General features: G+C 65.4%; 20 protein-coding genes. 8 read left to right on the forward strand and 12 right to left on the reverse strand.

Going from position 1 to position 19,308, the window contains the following annotated elements; genetic code table 11:
* Nucleotides 1-287: 287 nt before the first annotated feature.
* A complete protein-coding gene (locus GY937_04005) occupies nt 288-1,088 on the forward strand; it encodes an SDR family oxidoreductase (GenBank protein MCP5055872.1) in 801 nt (266 codons plus the stop codon).
* Nucleotides 1,089-1,131: 43 nt separating this feature from the next.
* On the opposite strand, the gene GY937_04010 is transcribed toward GY937_04005, so the two are convergent.
* Genes GY937_04010 through GY937_04020 form a run of 3 tightly spaced genes read right to left on the reverse strand, consistent with a single transcriptional unit; the run spans nt 1,132 to nt 3,181 of the window.
* A complete protein-coding gene (locus tag GY937_04010) occupies nt 1,132-1,929 on the reverse strand; it encodes an enoyl-CoA hydratase (GenBank protein ID MCP5055873.1) in 798 nt (265 codons plus the stop codon).
* Between the two features lie 38 nt (nt 1,930-1,967).
* Nucleotides 1,968-2,441, reverse strand: a complete 474-nt coding sequence (locus GY937_04015; GenBank protein ID MCP5055874.1) for a DUF3465 domain-containing protein — start codon at nt 2,439-2,441, stop codon at nt 1,968-1,970.
* Nucleotides 2,438-3,181, reverse strand: coding sequence for an SDR family NAD(P)-dependent oxidoreductase (locus tag GY937_04020; GenBank protein MCP5055875.1), 744 nt, complete (start codon nt 3,179-3,181; stop codon nt 2,438-2,440). The genes GY937_04015 and GY937_04020 overlap by 4 nt, the downstream gene beginning before the upstream one ends.
* 17 nt (nt 3,182-3,198) lie before the next feature.
* Here GY937_04020 and GY937_04025 point away from each other — a divergent pair, with 17 nt between their 5' ends.
* On the forward strand, nt 3,199-3,987 hold the full coding sequence (locus tag GY937_04025) for a class I SAM-dependent methyltransferase (GenBank protein ID MCP5055876.1): 789 nt from the start codon (nt 3,199-3,201) through the stop codon (nt 3,985-3,987).
* Nucleotides 3,988-3,989: 2 nt separating this feature from the next.
* Nucleotides 3,990-4,904: a 2-dehydropantoate 2-reductase gene (locus GY937_04030; protein ID MCP5055877.1), complete on the forward strand. Its 915-nt coding sequence runs from the start codon at nt 3,990-3,992 to the stop codon at nt 4,902-4,904.
* Here the strand turns inward: GY937_04030 and GY937_04035 are convergent.
* Together GY937_04035 and GY937_04040 are read right to left on the reverse strand one after the other, a co-directional pair.
* The gene (locus GY937_04035) at nt 4,901-5,110 is read right to left on the reverse strand and encodes a hypothetical protein (protein ID MCP5055878.1); all 210 of its coding nucleotides are present in this window, start codon (nt 5,108-5,110) and stop codon (nt 4,901-4,903) included. The two genes, GY937_04030 and GY937_04035, sit on opposite strands and share 4 nt — an antisense overlap.
* Before the next feature lie 83 nt (nt 5,111-5,193).
* The gene (locus GY937_04040; GenBank protein ID MCP5055879.1) at nt 5,194-5,472 is read right to left on the reverse strand and encodes a GIY-YIG nuclease family protein; all 279 of its coding nucleotides are present in this window, start codon (nt 5,470-5,472) and stop codon (nt 5,194-5,196) included.
* Between the two features lie 11 nt (nt 5,473-5,483).
* Between GY937_04040 and GY937_04045 the strand changes: the two genes are divergently transcribed.
* From GY937_04045 to GY937_04065, 5 genes are all read left to right on the forward strand, one after another.
* On the forward strand, nt 5,484-6,089 hold the full coding sequence (locus GY937_04045; GenBank protein ID MCP5055880.1) for a TIGR00730 family Rossman fold protein: 606 nt from the start codon (nt 5,484-5,486) through the stop codon (nt 6,087-6,089).
* On the forward strand, nt 6,086-6,805 hold the full coding sequence (locus GY937_04050; protein ID MCP5055881.1) for an HAD family hydrolase: 720 nt from the start codon (nt 6,086-6,088) through the stop codon (nt 6,803-6,805). Before GY937_04045 ends, GY937_04050 begins: the two co-directional genes overlap by 4 nt.
* Before the next feature lie 94 nt (nt 6,806-6,899).
* Complete coding sequence (locus GY937_04055) at nt 6,900-7,559, forward strand: TetR/AcrR family transcriptional regulator (GenBank protein ID MCP5055882.1); 660 nt, start codon at nt 6,900-6,902, stop codon at nt 7,557-7,559.
* Nucleotides 7,556-8,677, forward strand: coding sequence for a hypothetical protein (locus tag GY937_04060; GenBank protein MCP5055883.1), 1,122 nt, complete (start codon nt 7,556-7,558; stop codon nt 8,675-8,677). Before GY937_04055 ends, GY937_04060 begins: the two co-directional genes overlap by 4 nt.
* A gap of 63 nt (nt 8,678-8,740) precedes the next feature.
* Nucleotides 8,741-9,880: an inositol-3-phosphate synthase gene (locus tag GY937_04065; GenBank protein ID MCP5055884.1), complete on the forward strand. Its 1,140-nt coding sequence runs from the start codon at nt 8,741-8,743 to the stop codon at nt 9,878-9,880.
* 21 nt (nt 9,881-9,901) lie between these two features.
* On the opposite strand, the gene mfd is transcribed toward GY937_04065, so the two are convergent.
* The 7 genes from mfd to GY937_04100 all read right to left on the reverse strand — a co-directional run bounded on the left by mfd (nt 9,902) and on the right by GY937_04100 (nt 19,299).
* Nucleotides 9,902-13,417: a transcription-repair coupling factor gene (gene mfd, locus GY937_04070; protein MCP5055885.1), complete on the reverse strand. Its 3,516-nt coding sequence runs from the start codon at nt 13,415-13,417 to the stop codon at nt 9,902-9,904.
* A 105-nt stretch (nt 13,418-13,522) separates the two neighbouring features.
* Nucleotides 13,523-14,677, reverse strand: a complete 1,155-nt coding sequence (locus GY937_04075; protein ID MCP5055886.1) for a glycosyltransferase family 4 protein — start codon at nt 14,675-14,677, stop codon at nt 13,523-13,525.
* Nucleotides 14,678-14,682: 5 nt separating this feature from the next.
* The gene (locus GY937_04080; GenBank protein ID MCP5055887.1) at nt 14,683-15,420 is read right to left on the reverse strand and encodes a glycosyltransferase family 2 protein; all 738 of its coding nucleotides are present in this window, start codon (nt 15,418-15,420) and stop codon (nt 14,683-14,685) included.
* Between the two features lie 9 nt (nt 15,421-15,429).
* Entirely contained in the window at nt 15,430-16,239 is an 810-nt protein-coding gene (locus GY937_04085) for a glycosyltransferase family 4 protein (GenBank protein ID MCP5055888.1), read from the reverse strand.
* A gap of 99 nt (nt 16,240-16,338) precedes the next feature.
* A complete protein-coding gene (locus GY937_04090) occupies nt 16,339-16,659 on the reverse strand; it encodes a hypothetical protein (GenBank protein MCP5055889.1) in 321 nt (106 codons plus the stop codon).
* On the reverse strand, nt 16,656-17,660 hold the full coding sequence (locus GY937_04095) for a polysaccharide deacetylase family protein (protein MCP5055890.1): 1,005 nt from the start codon (nt 17,658-17,660) through the stop codon (nt 16,656-16,658). Before GY937_04095 ends, GY937_04090 begins: the two co-directional genes overlap by 4 nt.
* A 4-nt stretch (nt 17,661-17,664) precedes the next feature.
* The gene (locus GY937_04100) at nt 17,665-19,299 is read right to left on the reverse strand and encodes a hypothetical protein (GenBank protein ID MCP5055891.1); all 1,635 of its coding nucleotides are present in this window, start codon (nt 19,297-19,299) and stop codon (nt 17,665-17,667) included.
* Nucleotides 19,300-19,308 lie beyond the last annotated feature (9 nt).

Genomic DNA, 19,308 nt, shown 5'->3' on the forward strand with positions numbered 1-19,308 from the left:
CACTACCTCGCGGCTCTCGATCGCGAACTCGACACCGATCCGACCGACACCGATTCGCCGTTCTGACGAGAAACCAGCACTCGCGCGCGACCACGGCTAGATGATCAGATTTCTACGGTTTCTCGTGATCGCCAACACGATGGCCACCTTGTTCGAGATTTCCATCGCGGGATCGTGGCGCAGTATCGGCCCGGCGCGCCAGTCCCGAGCCAGCATTGGTCCAAGCTGGCACTCTATACCCTGCGCAGTCGTGGTAGCCTGAACCATCCCCGTCCAGAGGTAGGGCCATGGCGAATCGCCGGGAATCCGCTCTCATCACCGGCGCTTCCGGTGGAATCGGCCTGGAGCTGGCTCACGTGTTTGCCGAGCATGGTTTCGACCTGATCGTCGTGGCCCGGCGCGAGGCTCAGCTCCAGGCATTGGCTGAGTGCTGCCGAAAGGAGCATGGCGTCACGGTCCATGTCCTTCCGACGGATCTGCTCGCACCAGGTGCCTCGGCGAAACTGGTCGAAGAGCTGGAGGAGGCTCGCCTCACGGTCGACGTGCTCGTGAACAACGCGGGTCTGATGGAACAAGGCGCATTCGCGGAGATCGGGCTCGAACCCCAGGAGCGCCTCCTGCAATTGAATGTGGTGGTGCTCACGACACTGATCCGTCGCTTGCTGCCGGGCATGCTCGAGCGAGGCAGGGGCCGCATCCTCAACGTGGCATCGACTTCGTCGTTTCAGCCGGTGCCGTCGATGGCGCTCTACGCAGCCAGCAAGGCGTTCGTGCTCTCACTCTCTGAGTCACTGTCCGAGGAGCTGAAGGAAAGCGGTGTAACGGTCACGGCGCTTTGCCCCGGCATCACGAAGACCGATATGTACGACCGCTCGATGAGTGAGCACGAGATGACCCGCAGCGTGCCGGGCTTCCTTCTTTCCGAGGTCGATGACGTCGCTCGGGAGGGTTATGCCGCCTGCATGGAGGGACGCGCAGTCGTGGTTCCGGGCGTCCCCAACCGGTTGTTGGCGAGTGCGGTCCAGCTCTATCCCCGCTGGCTCGTGCGTTCGGTCGGGGGGTTCATCGGTCGGCGCTCGACGAAGTAGCGCGTCGCCTCAGGAGACGGCGCTTCCGCCGGAATCGAAATCCCTATTTCCCGTGGAAGACCGGTGTGCGCTTCTCGAAGAAGGCCATCATGGCCTCTCGCGTGTCCTTCGAAGCGCCTGTCACGCTCTGCGCCATGGCTTCGGCATGCAGGGCTTCGGACAGGCTGCCTGTCATGGCGCTGGTGAGCATGCGTTTGGAGAGTTGCAGCGCCAGAGGCGGGCCTTCGGCCAGCCGGTTTGCCCAGTCGTCGACGAACGCGTCCAGTTCCGCATCCGGTACCACGCGATTGACGATGCCGATCCGCTCCGCCTCTTCTGCACTGAGCATCTCGGCGAGCAGCGCGAGTTCCTTCGCTTTGTGCAGGCCGACGAGCCTGGGGAGCAACCACGAGCCGCCCAGATCGAGGGCGAGGCCGCGGCGCGCAAAGATCTCGCAAAAACGCGCGCTTTCGCCCGCCACGATCAGGTCGCAACCGAGAGCGAGATTCAGGCCGGCACCTACGGCAACCCCGTTCACCTTTGCGATGACAGGCTTGGGAATCTCGTGCAGGGCGAGCCCGACCCAGCCGTAGTACTGCATGCGATCGAGTTGATGCCAGTCGGCGTCTCCGTCCGGCGTAAGGTCCGCTCCCGCGCAGAACGCGCCCTCGGCCCCAGTCAGCACCATCACGCGGTCATCCTTGCTTTCTGCGACCTCGCGAAACGTCTCGCCGAGCTCGGCCCACATCGGCATGGAGATGGCATTCTTCTTCTCGGGGCGATTGAGGGTGACGGTGACGATCCCGTCCCCATTGCGTTCGACGATCAGCGTTTCCAAAGGGATCCTCCTACGGCCTTCCATGATCGCACGAGCGCGCCGCGCGCAACAGGGAGCTCCGATCAGTCGTAACGGGAGCCTTCATGCCTCAGCCAGCCGTCTGCATGACGGCCGGCCGGGTCGTGATGGGTCCAGTGGACGACTCCGCCTCGTTCATTCCATTCGTACTCGCCCTTGAACAGGACGACATCGCCGCGGCGAAGATCCGGAATGCGAGGCGCGAGATCGATGTTGTGGGCGATCAAAACCGTCTGGCCTGAATCGAGTGCGAGCAGGAAACGCTGATGCCGCGAACCCTTGTTGTCGTCTCGGAGCACCTTTTCCACCCGGCCTTCGCCGATCACCAGGATGTCGCTTCGGCCGGCACGGAAGGCATCGCCGATTACGTCGTAGGCGTCCATGCTGCGGCCAGGCGGCTCTGGGGAGGAACCCAGAACGCCGGAATCCCCCTGCGGCGTGCAACCCTGGGTGCGGTAGTAGGCTCCCAGGATCAACAACAACAGGAAGACCGGGCGCAAATTGCGCAAGAGCTTCATCGGGTCTCCCACTCATTCGGCAGGCTGATGAGAACGTCAGCTGGCTGGCCAGATTCTCCGAACGCCAGCTCCAACAGCCGTTCAGCAATGAAGGCCGGCGTGTTGTAGCGGCCGTCGCGCTTCATCGCGAGGAACCTCGGCAGGTCGGGGAAGTCGGCTTCATCCGTGCTCCGAATCAAGGCCTGCATGTCGGTATCGATGACGCCCGGAGCCACCGAGAATGCACGAAGACCGTGGGCCCGCTCTTCGAGATCGATGCATTCCGTCAAACGATCGACGGCGGCTTTGGCCGCGCAGTAGACGGACCAACCGGAGTAGGGCTTGCGGGCGGCACCCGAGGAGATGTTGACGAGGGTGCCGCCTCCTTCCCTCTCCCGAGCATGGCGAACGAAGGCCTGACAGCAGGCGAGGAGACCGAGCAGGTTGATCTCGACGTGGGTGTGCGCTTCCTCGAGATCGACATCGCGCAACGGCGCGATGGGCGCGAGAACGCCCGCGTTGTTGATCCAGAGATCGATGCTCCCAAAGCGCGCAGCAGCATCCTTCGTGAAGCGGGCGACGGCGTCGGTGTCGCGCACGTCGAATTCGGCCGACAGGACGCGTTCGCTGCTCGGCAGGATGGGAGCCGAGCGCGAACACAACGCCAGCCGAGCGCCCTCCGCGTGCAGCGCCTCGGCAAGGCCCGCTCCCAGGCCGCGGCTGGCTCCGGTGATCACGATGGTTCGCTCGGCGGCATCCATGGGTCTACTCTAGCCGAGTGGAGCAGGCGGATCGGAACCGGCGGGGCGCGACGTTCGACCAGGTCGCGGCGCTCTACGATGAAGTCCGACCGGGCTATCCGGAAGCGCTCGTGGAGCGTGTGCTTCAACTGGCGGGCCTTTCCGAGCCAGGGCGAATTCTCGAGATCGGCTGCGGTCCGGCCAAAGCAACACTTCCCTTCGCACGACGCGGCCATCGGATGGTCTGCCTCGAGCCTGGCGCTGAGCTTGCCGCCCTCGCCCGCGAGCGCACGAAGGCATTTCCAGCAGTCGAGATCGAGGAATCCCGGTTCGAAGACTACGATCTTCCCGCGGAACCCTTCGACCTGTTGATCGCAGCCCAGTCCTGGCATTGGGTCGATCCGGAGCGAGGCGATACGAAAGCCGCGCAAGCCCTTCGGCCGGACGGCTTGATCGCGCTCTTCTGGAATCGCCCGCTGCCCGCTGAGAGCGCGCTTCACGAGGCTCTCGCCGCGGTCTATCGGGCGGAGGCACCGCAGCTCGAGAAGGTCGTCGCGGTAGGCGGCGAGGCGGCGACGCGCGAGCCGATCGACGAGCGGATCACGCGAACGAAGGCCTTCGGGCCCGCTCAGATCGAGAACTTCCCGTGGCGTCAGGAGTATGGGACCGAGCAGTATCTCAAGCTGATGCAGACGCAATCCGGCCACCTCCTGCTGCCGGAGGCCAGTCGGCAGCGGCTCTGGGATGGGCTGGCGCGAGCAATCGAAGAGGCCGGCGGAAGGATCGCGGTCGATTACGAGGCGGTCTTGATCACGGCGAGACGTTGAAGATGGGCGACGTGGCCGTTCTCGGCGTCGGCGCCATTGGGGGTGTGGCAGCGGCCCATCTCTGCGCCGCCGGTCGGTCGGTGGCCATGTTCAGTCGCAGCGCCCACGACGGTCCGGTAGCGGTGCAGACGCCATCGGGCCCACTGACGGCCTCTGGGCCGATTCTTGGTGCGGGCCGTGCGGTCGCCGCTCCTTCGGATCGCCCTTTTTCCTGGATCCTCCTCGCGACCAAGGCTCATCAAACCGGGGACGTGGGGCCATGGCTGCAGGGGATGATCGGCGCGAGAACGCGGGTGGCTGTCCTGCAGAACGGGGTCGAGCAGCGCGAGCGGGTCTCACCTTTCGTTGGCAACGCCCAGGTGCTTCCGGTGGTCGTCGATTGCCCTGCCGAGCGGCCGGCTCCGGGGTACATCCTTCAGCGCGGGCCCTTTCGGCTGGTCGTTGCCGACGACATGCTCGGGGAGGAGTTTGCAGGCTTGCTCGAGGGTTCTCCAGCCATCGTCGAGCGATCCGCCGATTTCGTCACCGCGCTCTGGCGCAAGCTATGCTTGAACGCCAGCTCCGGGGCGGTCACGGCGCTGACCGGTCGTGGGATGGGAGCCTTCCGCCAGTCCACGAACGCGGCCTGGGGTCGGGCCCTGGCAGCGGAAGCCATCCTGGTCGCGCGCGCCGAAGGTGCCAAGCTCGACCCGAAGCTTGCCGACGAGCTGATCGCGGCCTTTGCCGCCACGAATCCCGAACAACCAACTTCGATTCTATTGGATCGCCTGGCCGGAAGGCCTCTCGAGCACGACGCGCGAAATGCTGTCGTGGTTCGCATCGGCGCACGCCACGGAATTCCGACGCCGGTCAGCTCCGCCGCCGCGACCCTCCTCGCTGCGCTTTCCGACCGCCTGGAAGAGCGGCCTGCTCGCTAAACCTCGTCCGCTTCGCCCCGCTTCCGGTAGGCCCCTAGGAACAAGGTGCCGAGCGCCAAGAGCGCCTCGTCCACGAATGGGAGGGCATCCGGAATGATCAGGTCGAGCACGAAGATGCCGGCCATGAGAAAGAAGAGCTGCGGATAACGAAGACGACGGGCAAACCGTACGATAAGAGCTCCTACACCGAGCCGTCCAGCCGACATGCTTCCAGCCTACCATGATTCCAGTACCGAGAGCGGGCCTGGCAGAGGTGGCCAGGCCGGAAGGCAAGGGAACCCGACGCCGGTCAGCTCCGCCGCCGCGACCCTCCTCGTCGGGCTTTCCGACCGCCTAGAAGCGCGAGCTTCCGAGCGCGCGGGAAGCGCTTGATTTCGGCCTCCCGCTTCGAAGCCTCGGAACGCCCCGCGCACGCCTCCCGGTACACCATCTTCACCGGCAACCGCCCTCGCGTGTACCGCGCGCCCTTGCCTTGCTGGTGCGTTTCGAGCCGTCGGGTGAGATTGTTGGTGATTCCGGTATACAACGAACCGTCGCCGCAGCGCAGGATGTAGACCCACCAGTCCACTGGCGCGCAGCATGACACAGCGGGAGGGTTCCAGCATTTCAGCGCTCCGTCGCATCTGTGTGTTCTGTGGCTCGAGCCGCGGTTCCGAGCCGGGCTACGCGGACGCAGCCCGCCTTCTCGGCGAGGCGCTCGTGCGCCGCGGCCTGGGCCTCGTGTATGGCGGGGGCTGTGTCGGCTTGATGGGGATCGTCGCGGATACGGTTCTCGAGGGCGGCGGCGAGGTCGTCGGCGTGATTCCGCGTTCCCTGGCGCGGAAGGAGGTCGCCCACGAGGGGCTGACGGAGCTTCTCGTGGTCGAGAGCATGTTCGAGCGCAAGCAGCTGATGATGGAGCGGGCGGATGCCTTCGTGAGCCTGCCCGGCGGCGTGGGCACGCTGGATGAACTCTTCGAAGTCCTGACGTGGGTGCAGCTCGGCGAGTTGGCAAAGCCGTCGGGGCTGCTCGAAGTGGATGGCTTCTACGCTGGGCTCGCCGGTTTCCTCGACGGGCTGGTCGAGAGGCGATTCCTGCGCCCGGAGCATCGCGGTCTGCTGCTTCATGCCGAGGAGCCGGACGCTCTGCTCGACCAGCTTGCGGCGTGGGAACCTCCGGCGATCGAGAAGTGGATCGACCGGTGAGAACGAGGCCGCCCCGCGCACTGCTGCTCGATCTCGACGACACCATCCTCGTCTACGGGCCGCTGGCCGACGATGTCTGGAAGAGCGTGACGGACCATTTTGCTCCGCAGCTCGGGCTCGATGCCGAAATACTGCTTGCAGCAGTGGGCGAGGCAGCCGGCCGCTACTGGGCCCCGCCCGAGCGCAGTCGCCTGGGGCGGCATGATCTGCGCGGGGCGCGGCGCACGATCTGCCTGTGGGCCCTTCAGGCGCTCGGGCTGCCTCAGCCTGAACGCGGTGCGGCGATGGCGGATGCCTTTCACGACGAGCGCGAAGCCCGGGTGGAGCCGCTTCCGGGCGCCATGGACGCGCTCGAGCACTTCCGCACGCGAGGCATCCCCCTCGTGATGGTGACCAACGGTGGCCCGGAGCTGCAGCGCAGGAAGATCGAGCGGTTCCGGCTCGGCGCTTTCTTCGAGGCCATCCTGGTCGAGGGCGAGCTGGGTTTCGGCAAGCCGGATCCAAGGGTCTACGGACAGGCTCTCGCGGAAGTGGATGTGGCACCAGGCGAGGCCTGGATGGTGGGCGACAATCTGACCGCCGATATCCAGGGAGCCCAATCGGCGGGTTTGCACGCCTGCTGGGTCGATGCTCCAGGTAAGGGCAGTGCCCAGATGAGCCGAATTCGGCCCACTGCGACCATCCAGGCTCTTGCAGAGCTGATGGACTGGGTCTAGAATCCCCAAAATCCGAAACAGATTCGGATTTTGATTCGGATTTTCCTCCACAGATCGCGACGTCCCATCGCTGAATCTGATCGAAGGGGAAGCCATGGCCCGATCCACAGCCCAGCCGCTCCAGAGCGTCAGCCGCCCGAAACAGGCGAGAAGCGAGCGAACCCTCCAGAGCATTCTCGAGGCAGCGGAAGAATTGATCGAGGAGAAGGGCCTGGCGGATTCCTCGATCCCCGAGATCGTGCGTCGCGCCGGCTCTTCGGTCGGCGGGTTCTACGCCCGTTTCAAGGACAAGAACGAACTCTTGAGCGCGATCGAGGAGCGCTTCTTCCGCAGCATGTCAGCACTCGTCGACCAGCTGGCGGATGGTCAGCGCTGGACGGACACGGGCCTGCCGGAGATCGTGCAGGTCTGCGCATCCGAGTTGGTGCGCATCGCCCGGGAGCGCCGCAACCTGATCGCCGCGTTCCTGCAGCGGGTCACCGATGACCCGGACACCCGCGCCGATGCCCTGCGTTTCCGCGCAAGCGTTTCCGAGCGCATCGGTCGGCTCGTGCTCTCGCGCTCCGAGCGCATCACCCATCCCCAGCCCGAGGTCGCGGTCGATCTCGGTGTCCAGTTTGCGTTCGCCCTCATGCTCCATCTGGTGCTGATGGGCGAAGTGCGTGCCGCAGGTCGTGTGCTCTCCGATCAAGAGCTTGCGACAGAGATATCCAGGAACTTCCTTTGTTATGTCGCGCCCCAGGAGTCCTCATGAAATACGAGCAGAAGAACCCCGTCCCGATCCCTCCCACCGGAAAATTCCAGGACGTCAAAGCCACGGTCAACACCGTCTTCGATTGGGAATACTCGCTGCGCAAGCAGAACCTTCTCAATCTCTTCGAGAAGGGTAAGGCCCTCGATTGGAACGCATCGGAGCTCGATTGGAGCACCGAGGTCAGCATCGAGCGGATGATGGCGGAGCGGTCGGCTGCCGGCGCGGCTGACGTGATGAACAACGTCATGAACCCGCCGAAGAAGATGTCCGACGAGGAAATGATCGAGCTGCAGCTCAACATGAACGGGTTCATGCTCTCGCAATTCCTCCACGGCGAGCAGGGTGCACTACTCGCAACGGCGAAGATCGTGCAAACCGTCCCCTGGGAAGAGGCGAAATTCTATGCCGCCAACCAGGTGATGGATGAGGCGCGCCACGTCGAGGTCTACCACCGCTACCTCACCGAGAAGTTGGGGCTCTCCTACGAAGTGAATCCCAGCCTGCAAACGCTGCTCAGCGACATCATCACCGATTCGCGCTGGGATGTGACGTTCCTCGGCATGCAGATCATGGTCGAGGGATTGGCGCTCGCCGCCTTCGGGATGATGCGCATGATGATGGCCGGGGAGCCGCTGATCCAGGACATCACCACCCGGATCATGGCGGACGAATCCCGGCACGTGGCCTTCGGCGTCATGGCCCTCGACAAGCTCTACACGGAAGAGATGAGCGGGAACGAGCTTCGCGAGCGCGAGGAGTTCGTGATCGAGGCGACCCACCTGCTTCGCGAGCGCCTGCTCATGACGCAGGTCTTCGAGCGGCTTGGATGGGATGTGCCGCTGTGGACCGAGTGGGCCAAGGAGATGCCCTTCATGGTCGGCTTCCGGCAGATGACCTTCTCGAAGATCGTGCCCAACCTGAAACGCCTGGGTCTCCTCACGCCGCGGGTGCGGGCTGCCTACGAAAAGATGGATCTGCTGCGCTTCGAGCACATGAAGGATTCGGTCGAAGAGCCCGAGCCGACTCCTCCGACCGAGCTGGTGCAGATCCTGATGCAGTTCCTGGCCGAGGGACCCAAGGATGCGGGCGGTGTCGTCCAGGGGGCGGCGGCTCGCTGAGCCCCTTGCGGAGACCACCTTCAACCCTCCAAACTCCCCTGTCGAACAGCGGGGGCGTGGGAAATGAAGAAAATCCGAATCGCGATCGTGGGTGTGGGAAATTGCGCCAGCTCATTGGTGCAGGGAATTCACCACTATGGAACTCAGGGGCCCAATGATCTCATTGGGCTGATGCACCCGGAGATCGGCGGCTTCCGGCCGTGCGATGTCGAAATCGTGGCGGCTTTCGACGTTGACGGGCGCAAGGTCGGGCGGGACGTCAGTGAAGCGATCTTCGCCGAGCCCAATTGCACCCAGGTGTTCGCGCCGGAGGTTCCGAAGGCGGGCGTTCCGGTACGCATGGGCCAAATCCTGGACGGCGTTTCGGGGCATATGGGTGAGCAGCCTACAGCTCGGACGTTCCAGGTTGCCGACGCCATGGAAGCCGATCAGGCCGAGGTGGTTCGCGTGCTCCAGGAAGGCAGGGCGGAGGTGGTGGTGAACTACCTGCCCGTCGGCTCGGAGCTGGCGGCCCGCTTCTATGCCGAATGCGCGCTCCAGGCCGGCGCCGGCTTCGTGAATTGCATCCCCGTCTTCATCGCCAGCGATCCGGCCTGGGCCGAACGCTTCGAGGAGCGTGGGCTTCCGATCGTCGGTGACGATATCAAGGCGCAGCTCGGTGCGACGATCACCCATCGTATGTTGACGGAGCTCTTTGCGCGGCGGGGTGTGAAGCTCGAGCGGACGTACCAGTTGAACACCGGCGGCAACACGGACTTCCTGAACATGCTGAACCGCGACCGCCTTGCCTCGAAGAAGGAATCGAAGACCGAGGCCGTGCAGTCCGTCGCCGCAGAGCGGATCGCCGACGAGAACATCCACGTTGGCCCCAGCGACTATGTGCCCTGGCAGAACGACAACAAGGTCTGCTTCCTCCGCATGGAGGGCAAGCTCTTCGGTGACGTCCCGATGAACCTCGAGCTACGTCTCTCCGTCGAGGATTCCCCGAACTCCGCAGGCGTCGCCATCGACGCCATCCGCTGCTGCAAGCTCGCCCTCGACCGGGGCCAAGGCGGAATCCTCCCCGCCCCAAGCGCAGCCTTCATGAAGCACCCCCCGCAGCAACTCCCCGACGAAGAAGCCCACCGCCAACTCGAAACCTTCATAAGTCAACAAGCGGGGACGGAGTTTACAATTGACTCTTCGGAGAAAAGTCAATTGTAAACTCCGTCCCCGCTTGTTGACTCATGAGGGGTGGGTCAGCTGGTCGAGGAGCCAGTGGGTTCGGGGGAAGAGTGCGGCCGGGGTCTTGTCGGGGGCGTTGGTGCGGATGCGGTGGTCGGGGAGGACTTCGATCTCGGGATCGTTGGTGTTCATCCACTCGACTAGCCTTGCCGGATCGACCTGGCTGGTTTCGGCGGCGGTGAGTACGAGGGCGCCGCGCTCGATCTCGATCTTCATGACACCGATTTCGCGGGCGCGGACTTTCAACTCGATGACCTGAACCAGATGCTCGGCTTCCTCGGGGAGCGGGCCAAAGCGGTCGAGGAGCTCCTCCCGCAAGCGGCGAGCCTCATCGAGGTCGGGCGCGCTGGCGAGGCGCTTGTAGAGAACCAGACGTTGGCTGACGTCCGCGACGTACGTTTCGGGTAGGCGCGCGGCCACGGGAAGGCGGATTTCCGGGTCGATGGCCAGGTGTTTGCCGCTGCCGCGCAGCTCGGCGATCGATTCTTCGAGAAGCTCCATGTAGGTCTCGTAGCCGACCGCTCCCAGGTTTCCCGATTGTTCTCCGCCCAAAAGGTTTCCGGCACCTCGAATTTCGAGGTCCATGTTGGCGAGACGGAAGCCACTACCGAGTTCGGTGAGATCCTGAATCGCCTCGAGCCGGCGGGTCGCGTCGGGCGTGAGGGCTGCTTCGCCCGGGATGAGCAGGTAGGCGTAGGCGCGTTTCCGGCTCCGCCCGACCCGCCCGCGGAGCTGGTAGAGCTGGGCGAGCCCGAGGGCGTCTGCTCTGTCGATCAGCATGGTGTTGGCGCGGGGGATGTCCAGCCCGCTCTCGACGATGGTCGTGCACAGAAGCACATCATGGTCCCCGTGCATGAAGGCCAGCATTCGATCTTCGAGTTTGCGTTCCGGCATCTGGCCATGAGCCACGAGAATCTTCACCTCCGGGACGAGCCGTTCGAGGAATTCTGCCAACGCCCCGATCGTGCGCACCCGGTTGTGCACGAAGAAGACCTGCCCTCCGCGTCGAATCTCGCGCAGGATCGCTTCTCGGATCAGCGATTTTTCGAAACGACATACCTGGGTTCGAATTGCCAGGCGATCCGCAGGCGGCGTCTGGATGACAGAAAGATCCCGCAGCCCGCTGAAGGCCATCTGCAGGGTTCGCGGGATCGGGGTGGCGGTGAGCGTCAGCACGTCGACCGTCTTCTTCAGCTCCTTGATGCGTTCCTTATGGGCGACACCGAAACGATGCTCTTCATCCACGACCAGCAGCCCGAGATCCCGGAACGACACGTGCTTCTGCAATAGCCGGTGGGTGCCGATCACGATGTCGACGCTGCCTTCGGCCAGTCCCTCCATCACCTCCCTGGCCTGCTTCGGGCTGCGAAAACGGGAGAGGCTCTCGACCCGGGCGCCGGTGCCGCGGAACCGTTCTTCGAAGGTCTCGGCGTGCTGTTGGCACAGGACGGTCGTGGGGACGAGAACGGCCGCCTGTTTCCCAGCCATCACGACCTGGAACGCGGCCCGGCATGCCACCTCGGTCTTGCCATAGCCCACGTCGCCGCAGACCAATCGATCCATCGGGCGATCGCGCACCAGATCCACGAGGACGTCCTCGATGGCAGCGGCCTGGTCCGGCGTTTCCTCGAAGGGGAAGACCGCCTCGAATTCTTCCAGTGCGCGGTTCCTTCCTGGAAACGAGATGCCGGGAGCCAGTTCCCGTTCGGCATGCACGTCGAGCAGCTGCTTCGCCATGTTGCGCATCGAGCGCTTGACCGTTCGCTTGGTCTTCTCCCAGGTCGTCCCGCCGAGTTTGTCGATCTTCGGGGCGCCCCCTTCAGAGCCGACATAGCGTTGGACGAGGTTGAGACGATGGACGGGTACGAACAGGCGATCCCCGTCGTCGTACTCGATGCGAAGGAATTCGTCGGAGAGCCGGCCGAGCTCGAGCATCACGAGGCCCCGGTAGATGCCGATGCCATGCTCCGCGTGGACGAGGAAATCTCCCGCGGTGAGTTGGCCGAGCGCCTCCACCGCTGCGCCTTCGCGCCAGCTTCCGGGCCGGCGACGCTTCTCTCGGGGGCCGAAGAGTTCGTCCTCGGTGGCAACGGCGAGGCCTTCATCCGGGAGCACGAAACCTTCGCTAGCGGCGCCGATTCGTACCTCGACTTCTCCGGCGGCCGACCACCTCCAGAGGGGAGCCCGCTCCCGGACGAGGCGCGAGGGAACTCCGTACTCACCGAGCAAGGTGTGCAGGCGATCCGCGCCTGAAAGCGCGCTGGCCGAGAGTACGACACGAAGGCCCCTGTCCGACCAGAGGGCCAGGGTCTCGACGAGCGGGCGGAGCGCATCGCCTGCGCCCGGGTCGGCTCGGGTCGCGCGCAATGCGGTGCCCAAGTCATCCTGGGAGGAAGAGCGCAAGGTGAGTGCGGGTTCGCCGGCCTCCACCTCCAGACGTTCCAGGGTGATGGGCTCACGCCTCTCGATCTCCGCCTGCACGGCGTCGAAGCCCAGAGCAAGCTCGTCGGGCATGCAGACGACGCGCTCGCCGTTCTGTGCTCCCTCCCAGTTCTCGAGGCGTTCGGTATCCGCATGCAACAGGGCGTCACGCCCCGCCGCGGGCTCATCGACCACGACGAGGGTGTCATCCGGCAGGGCGTCGAAGACGGTCTCCAGGCCGGGTTGAAGCAGCGGGGCCATCGCTTCGACGCCCGGCGGCAGGCTTCCGCGGAGCAGGGCGTCGAGTAGTTCATCGAGTTTCCGAACGCTGATGCCCTGTTTTGCACCGCGTTCGCGGATGGCGTCACTCCGTTCGACGACGAGCTCGCGATCGCCCAGGATCTCACGGGCGGGCGCTGCGATCAGGCGTTCGAGGCGCGCTTCGGAGCGTTGACTGGCCGGGTCGAATTCGCGCAAGGATTCGACTTCGTCGCCTAGCAACTCGATCCTCACCGGACGTGAGCGCTGCGGCGGAAAGACATCTACGAGGCCTCCCCGTACGGCGACCTCTCCTCGCTCCTCGACCAGGGGCTGGCGGGTGTAGCCTGCGGAAACGAGGGTGGCGACGAGTTCGTCCCGGTCGATCCATGCGCCTACGTCCAGACGGACGGAGCGGGCGCGCACCACATCCCGGGCGGGGACGCGGCCAGTGAGTGCTGCCCAGGGCGCCACGATGATCGTCCCGGGTTCGTCCTCAGCTGGATCGGCCAGGCGGAACAAGATGTCGAGGCGCTGGGCCACGACGAAGGGTTGAGGCGAAAAGCGATCGTAGGGGGGCGTGTCGGGATGCGGGAAGGTCCGCACGCGCCCCCCTTCTTCGGCAGTCGTTTCACCCAGAGCCGACGCCAGATCCTGCGCCACGCGGTCCGTTTCTTTCGCGCCGGCCGTGACCACGAGGACGGTGCGTGAGCCCGCGGCCTGGACCAGGCGCGCGAGCACCGCGGCACGCGCTCCACCGCGGAGCCCCATGAGCCGCCGGGGTCCGACGCCCCTAGCCAGCCTCTCGGCCAGCGGCTGCAGATCGCCTTCGGCCACCCTCGAAACTTCCTCCTGAGAAGCGGCTTGCAACAGCCGCCACACGCACGACGCCCGCTCCCCGCGCGAGGCGGGGGCGGGTCCTTCAAACGTTCCGCGCCGAGCTTAGCGGTCCGGAGTGGGGACGTTCTTTCCGCTGTTTCCGTTGTTTCGTGAAACAACGGAAACAGCGGAAAGAACGTCCCCACTCTTGCTCTGGAGCGTCAAGGTGGCCCGCGCGTTCTCGCCCAGGCGGGTGCGGAGTCGGGTGTTCGCCCAGAGGCCGCGGAGCGCTGCGGCCAGATCCCGGCCGTCACTGCCCTGGGGGAGTAGCCAGGCGGATCGGTCGTGGGCGAGGCCGTCGACGACGCCCTCCACGGCCACGATCGGCCGAGCGGCCTCCATCGCCTGCAGCGCCTTGATCGGGAACCCGCCCACCGCCCGCCGAGGGATGACGACGATCCGGGCAGCGAAGATCAGCTGGCGGAGGGTTTCGGGGTCTTCGACCCCGAGCGTGAGAATATTCGAGAGCACGCCGCCTCGATCGTCGTGGGCCGCAGCCACGACGGGCCCGAGATCGAAATGCTCCGCGGCGGCGTCGAGCAGGGCCAGGTTCTGGTACCGGTCCAGATTGCCTGGGTAGAGAACGAAACCCTCGACCTCGAGCCCGAAGCGGTTGCAGGCTCTCGCAATGTCCTCGGGTTCCGGAGGCTGCTCCGGCCCGCCGCCGAGGACGATTCGCGCGATCTCGCCATGGACGAAGGGCGCGAGCCGGGCCTCGGCCGCACGGCTCAGCACGACGACAGAGTCGGATGCCGAAGCCAGACCGCGATCGATTCGTGCCCCGAGGGCTCGACCGAACTTCGCAGCGGCTTGCGGCAGATAGCTTTCGAGCTCTTCTTCCCAGAGCGTGTGCGCCATGTACACGACGGGCCGCCGCAGCCAACGACGAACGCAGAGGGTGGTCGCCGCAGCCTCCGCGTTGTGGGCGAGGATGGCGTCGAACCTCCTGCGTCGGTGTTCACGCAGGAGCCGCGCACCGAGCGCGATATCCGCGATGAGCTTGGCCGGCTGCAATCCCGAACGCAGGCTGCGCGGCGAGAGGCCTGCGGGAACCGGGATCACGTCGAGATCGCCGATGGAGCGCCCGTCTCCCGTGCCATACGTGAAGAGCGTCACCTCGGCCCCCGCACGTTGCAGCTCGCGCGCTTGCTCGGCCACATAACGTTGGGAACCCTGAAGGGTCGGGAAAGGTGCGGCCAGGACGAGGGCGAGGCGCAATGGCTTCAGGGCTTGGCGCGGGTTGGAGTCGCCGTGGCGTCTGGAGCGCGCAGCTCGCGGTACAATGTGGCCAGCTCCACGCCAGCTCGCCACACGACTCTCGGGTGGGCCCCGGATTGCTGCCCTCGTTGACGGGGCCGATGACTGACCGGAACCTGGTGGATGCGGAAACCCGCATGTCGGGCGCGTACCAGGATTTCCGTGTTGATGAAGGCGCCGATCGAAGCAATCGGAATCGCGTCGATGACCTCACGGCGGAAGAGCTTGAACGCGCAGTCGATGTCGCGCACCGGAAGATCGAAGAGCCCCCGTACGAGCAGGCCCCAGCCTCCAGCCAACAGACGTCGCCCCCACGGATCCCGGCGCGGCGTGCGGACACCGGCAACGATGTCGAAGGTGTCCGTATGCCCGAGCAGGCGGTGCAGTTCGTTCAGGTCGAACTGCAGATCGGCATCGCTGAAGAAGACCCAACGCCCCCGGGCAGCACGCAGGCCGGAGCGCAGCGCCGCACCGTAGCCCCGGTTCGAAGGATGGGTGACGAGGCGGATCTCCGGATGCTCCTGCTCGAGGCTGGCGACCATCGCGCGGCTCTCGTCACGGCTGCCGTCATCCACCACCACGATCTCGAACGGACCCGAGAGCTGCTTCCCCAGGTCGAGCGCAGCGTGGAGGAGCGCTTCGACATTGTCCTGCTCGTTCCACACGGGAAAGACCATGGAGAGTTCGGGCACGGGCCGCGGCATGGATCCAGCCTACCCCCAGGCGCCTGTGGCGGCGAGCAGCTCTTTCAACTGTTCCCCGTTTCGCCGAGCATCGTGTAGCGTGCGCACCCGCTCCCGCCCCTCGGCACCCATGCTGGGAAGCCGCGAGCGTTCTTCCTGCGCAACGACCAACGCCCGCGCCAACTCGTCGAAGCATCCCGTTGTGAACAGCCAGCCATCCTGCTCTTCGCGTACCAGTTCAGGGATTCCGGACAGCCGCGGTGCGATGACCGGCGTGCCGGTTGCGAGGGCCTCCATCAATGTGACGGGCAGGCCTTCCATCAGACTCGAGAGCACCAACAGATCGGCCTCGAGCAGCTCCTTGCGCAACTCCGAACCACCGCGGGCCCCGGGAAGCGCCACGTGGGCTTCGAGGCCCAATGTGCGCACGCGCTGTTCGAGGGCGGCCCGCTCCGGACCTTCCCCGATGAGCCGCAGCTCCGCGTCCAGGCCGAGCTCCCGCGCCTCGGCCAGGGCGTCGAGCAAGCCCGAATGCCCCTTCTCCGGTGCGAGCCGTCCGACACAAACGAGTTTCAAGGGGCCATCAGGGGACGAAGATGGTGCCGAAGCCTCGAAAGCCTCCTCGTCGAGGCCGCAGCGCACGACGTGGATTCGTTCCGCCAGCTTGCCCCCTGTGATCTCCAAGGCCTGCTGCCGGCCGTGCTCGGAAACACAAACGACGAGGCGCGCGAGCTCGAACTTCTCGCGCAGCCGCTGACCCTTGGGATCGCCGAAATCCGAGAGGCCGTGCAGGGTCAGGCTCCAGCCGATACCGAGCTGCACGCTGGTCAAAAGGCCCACCGTGCCACCGGCGTTCGCAAATTGGGAGTGGATATGCCGGACGCCGCGTCGCCGCAGTTCGGCGGCCAGGTAGAGGGCCTCGACCAGATAGAAAACGCATCAGACCAGACCGCGGACGCCCGGCCCGCGATGGCTGAAACCCAGGCGAGTGGTCGCCATCGTACGTGCGGGCTGCTGGACGATTGCACGAAGCACTGCGCCCACCACCGCGAATGGGTGCACCGGTTGCACATAGAAAGTTCGCTGGCGCTCCTCCCGGTCGATCTCGACCAGGAGTTCTTCATCCCCGGGCGTGCGCAGGCTCGCCGTTTCTACGTGGACACCGAGGGCCCGCAACGCTTCGACTTCGCGCCGGATGAACGTGTGGGAGATCGCTGGATAGCGACTCACCAGGACGCAGAGCGGCGATGTTTCGCTCATCCCGGTGCTCCTGGAAGGCGCGAGAGGCGCCAAGCCAGCACGGTCTGCTTGAGCTCGCCGCGGCGATTGGAATTCAGTGGCCCTTGAATGTCGAAGCGCCGCAGTTCGAAACAATCGGCATTCGCGTCGTTCGGTCCCGGCTGGGTCGTGACCGCATTCTGATAGCCCGCGTTCTTCAATTCGCGCAGTGTCGCGTCGTCGTACTCGCCCGTCGGGAAGCAGAAGCTCGTGATGGGCTCGTTCAATTCTTCTTTCAGCAGAAGACGGGATGCAGCGACCTCGCGGTGCTGATCGGCGCCGAGATCTTCACGCAGCACACTATGACTCATCGAGTGGGAGCCAATCTCATGCCCTTCCTGGGCGAGTTGTCGCAGCTCGCTCCAGTTCATCGGCTGCTCCCAGAACGGGAAGTTCATCTCGCCAGCGAGCTTTCCAAGGCGGGCGATGAGGGCGCCACGATCCTGCTCGGAGAGCTTCTTCGCGTGCTGGACCACCGCGTGCGGAAGGGCAGCGTCTCCAAGTTCGGGAAGTTCTTCCCGCACGGCACCCGTTGCGTCCTGTTCTTCGAGGCGGCGCACGATCCAGGCCAGCGCATCGTGCCAAAGCGGTTTCGTGTCTTCGACGCAGCCTGCCGGAACATAGAAAGTGGCGGGAACATGAGTGGCGCGAAGCGCCGAGAGCGCATGCAGGAAGCCATCCTTGCGTCCGTCATCGAAGCTGACGGCAAGCAGAGGGCGGGCGGGACGCTCGCCCGAGAAGAACCGTTCGGTGGCCTGGGAAACCGTGAGACAGGTGTAGTGATCGGCGAAGAAATCCAGGCAGCCGCGCAGCAGCGCGGGAGTGACTGCGAGGTGGGGAAGCGGGGAGTCATTCGGATCGGGCAGCACACGATGAAACGTGATGATCGTGAGCTGATCCGCCGCAGTCCGCCCCGGCCGCGACAAACGCAGGTGCCACAAGAGCTGCGCGCCGAGATCGCGTACGTGGTGTCGGAGGGCCACTTGGTTACTCCAGGTAGCCGAGCTTGCGGAGGCGCGCCGCTACGATGGCGTCTTCCTCCTCGCTGTAGGCGCGAGGCGCGGGAGAGTCGCCGCCTTCACTCGCGCCCGGGGTGACGCCGACCGCCCGAAGCAACGTATGGGCGACGCGAGGCATGGCCGCCGGAACGCCGAGTCCGGTAGGGCCTATCCAAACACCGTCGGGCCGGTGGACCCCGTTCATGCCTCGTCCGCGCCCGCCGGCGAGTTCGTGAGCGTCGAGCTCGCGAATGGCCGGCGGAGCCGTCGCCCACGGGGTTTGAACGAGAGAGAGGCCATAGCCCTGATCCTGGGCGAGCTCGACGACGATGTCCGGTGCACGGTCGACGAAGGGGCCGTGGTAGACGTCATCGCGGGGTCGTGCCCGGGCCACGACTGGCTCCCCGCTCGGGAGCTTCCAATCGAGCAGCGCGTCGACCACCTCCCGGCGCACTCGCTCCGCATCTCCTGCATCGATGCTTCCGTGCTCCTCCCTGCCGCGAAGGTTGAGCCACACTCCGGGCTGGGTGTTCGCCTCCTCCGAGAAGGCCGCGGTTCGCGTCCAATCGAAACCACCAAAGCGGGCGGCGCTCTCGATGCGCGCCGCGGCCGGCCGAACCCGTCGGAAAACGGCCTGGGCCGCCCCCGGCGGAAGCAGGCGCAAGGCGGTGTCTCTCGCACTCCGGGCAAGACGCGCCGCCGCGGCGCCGCCCCCCGAGCGTACGAGCAGGCCGCAGGCTTCGAGGTATCGATTCAAGTGCACCACATTCCGCCCCGCTCCCCCGGTGCCGTGGTCCGAAACGATCACGCAGGCCGCGTCCGGCCCCATCGCGTCGCTCAGCTCGCCGCAAGCCGCATCGAGGGCTTCGTAGACGGCAGCCACGGCTCCGAACCGTTTTGCGCTGGCTGAAGGGTCGTGCCTTGGAGAGTTCGGGTCGTGGTCGCGCCAGAAGTGATGGGCCACCGTATCGCTTTCGGAGTAGATCACGTTGACGAGTGCTGGCGAAGCATTCTGTTCGTGGAGCTGTCGCAAGGCTTCCAAAGCGAAATCCGTCTTGCGTCGCACACGGCCTAACAAGACGTCGACGGCATGCTCATGCCAAGCCTCTTCATCCCCTTCCGCGCCTTCGTCCAGGTCCGGGCGCATCCAGGGGCCGGTGCGGGAGACCACGGAGCGGTAGAGAGAAGGATCACTCGCAGACGAGGCGTCGGTCCCCGTCGAGACGGGAGCGTCGAAGCCGCAGACCAGCAATCCATTGACCTTCTCGGGCGGGAAAGTGGCGGGCATGCCGAGGGCCAGCACCGAACCACCGGCGTCGCTCACCTGACGGTAGAGGCTATGCCCGTTTCGATCGGTCGCGTTGGTGAAACGCAGCCGATAGCGCCCGGGGAGCTTCTGGGTGAAGTCGAACATCCCGTGCTCGCCGGGTGTGAGACCGGTGAGGAAGCTGCTCCAGGAGGGAAACGTCATGGGCGGCACAGTGCTCGGCAGCGGCACGGCCTGGCCGTCTTCCATCCAGCGGGCCAGGTTCGGAAGGCGGCCCGCCGCAACCAGCGGATGGATCACGTCGAAGGTCGCCCCGTCGAGACCGAGCACGAGGAGAGGGCGCAGGGAAGCGTTCATCGGTGTCGG

The organism is bacterium, from assembly GCA_024228115.1.
In the GTDB taxonomy this organism is placed as follows: domain Bacteria; phylum Myxococcota_A; class UBA9160; order UBA9160; family UBA6930.

Excerpts from the sequence above, each read along its gene's own strand:
- GY937_04020 (MCP5055875.1), bottom strand. The coding sequence starts at position 3,181 with ATGGATGCCGCCGAGCGAACCATCGTGATCACCGGAGCCAGCCGCGGC.
- GY937_04015 (MCP5055874.1), bottom strand. The coding sequence starts at position 2,441 with ATGAAGCTCTTGCGCAATTTGCGCCCGGTCTTCCTGTTGTTGTTGATC.
- GY937_04060 (MCP5055883.1), top strand. The coding sequence starts at position 7,556 with ATGAAATACGAGCAGAAGAACCCCGTCCCGATCCCTCCCACCGGAAAA.
- GY937_04030 (MCP5055877.1), top strand. The coding sequence starts at position 3,990 with ATGGGCGACGTGGCCGTTCTCGGCGTCGGCGCCATTGGGGGTGTGGCA.
- GY937_04100 (MCP5055891.1), bottom strand. The coding sequence starts at position 19,299 with ATGAACGCTTCCCTGCGCCCTCTCCTCGTGCTCGGTCTCGACGGGGCG.
- GY937_04065 (MCP5055884.1), top strand. The coding sequence starts at position 8,741 with ATGAAGAAAATCCGAATCGCGATCGTGGGTGTGGGAAATTGCGCCAGC.
- GY937_04035 (MCP5055878.1), bottom strand. The coding sequence starts at position 5,110 with ATGTCGGCTGGACGGCTCGGTGTAGGAGCTCTTATCGTACGGTTTGCC.
- GY937_04010 (MCP5055873.1), bottom strand. The coding sequence starts at position 1,929 with ATGGAAGGCCGTAGGAGGATCCCTTTGGAAACGCTGATCGTCGAACGC.
- GY937_04090 (MCP5055889.1), bottom strand. The coding sequence starts at position 16,659 with ATGAGCGAAACATCGCCGCTCTGCGTCCTGGTGAGTCGCTATCCAGCG.
- GY937_04005 (MCP5055872.1), top strand. The coding sequence starts at position 288 with ATGGCGAATCGCCGGGAATCCGCTCTCATCACCGGCGCTTCCGGTGGA.
- GY937_04055 (MCP5055882.1), top strand. The coding sequence starts at position 6,900 with ATGGCCCGATCCACAGCCCAGCCGCTCCAGAGCGTCAGCCGCCCGAAA.
- GY937_04080 (MCP5055887.1), bottom strand. The coding sequence starts at position 15,420 with ATGCCGCGGCCCGTGCCCGAACTCTCCATGGTCTTTCCCGTGTGGAAC.
- GY937_04045 (MCP5055880.1), top strand. The coding sequence starts at position 5,484 with ATGACACAGCGGGAGGGTTCCAGCATTTCAGCGCTCCGTCGCATCTGT.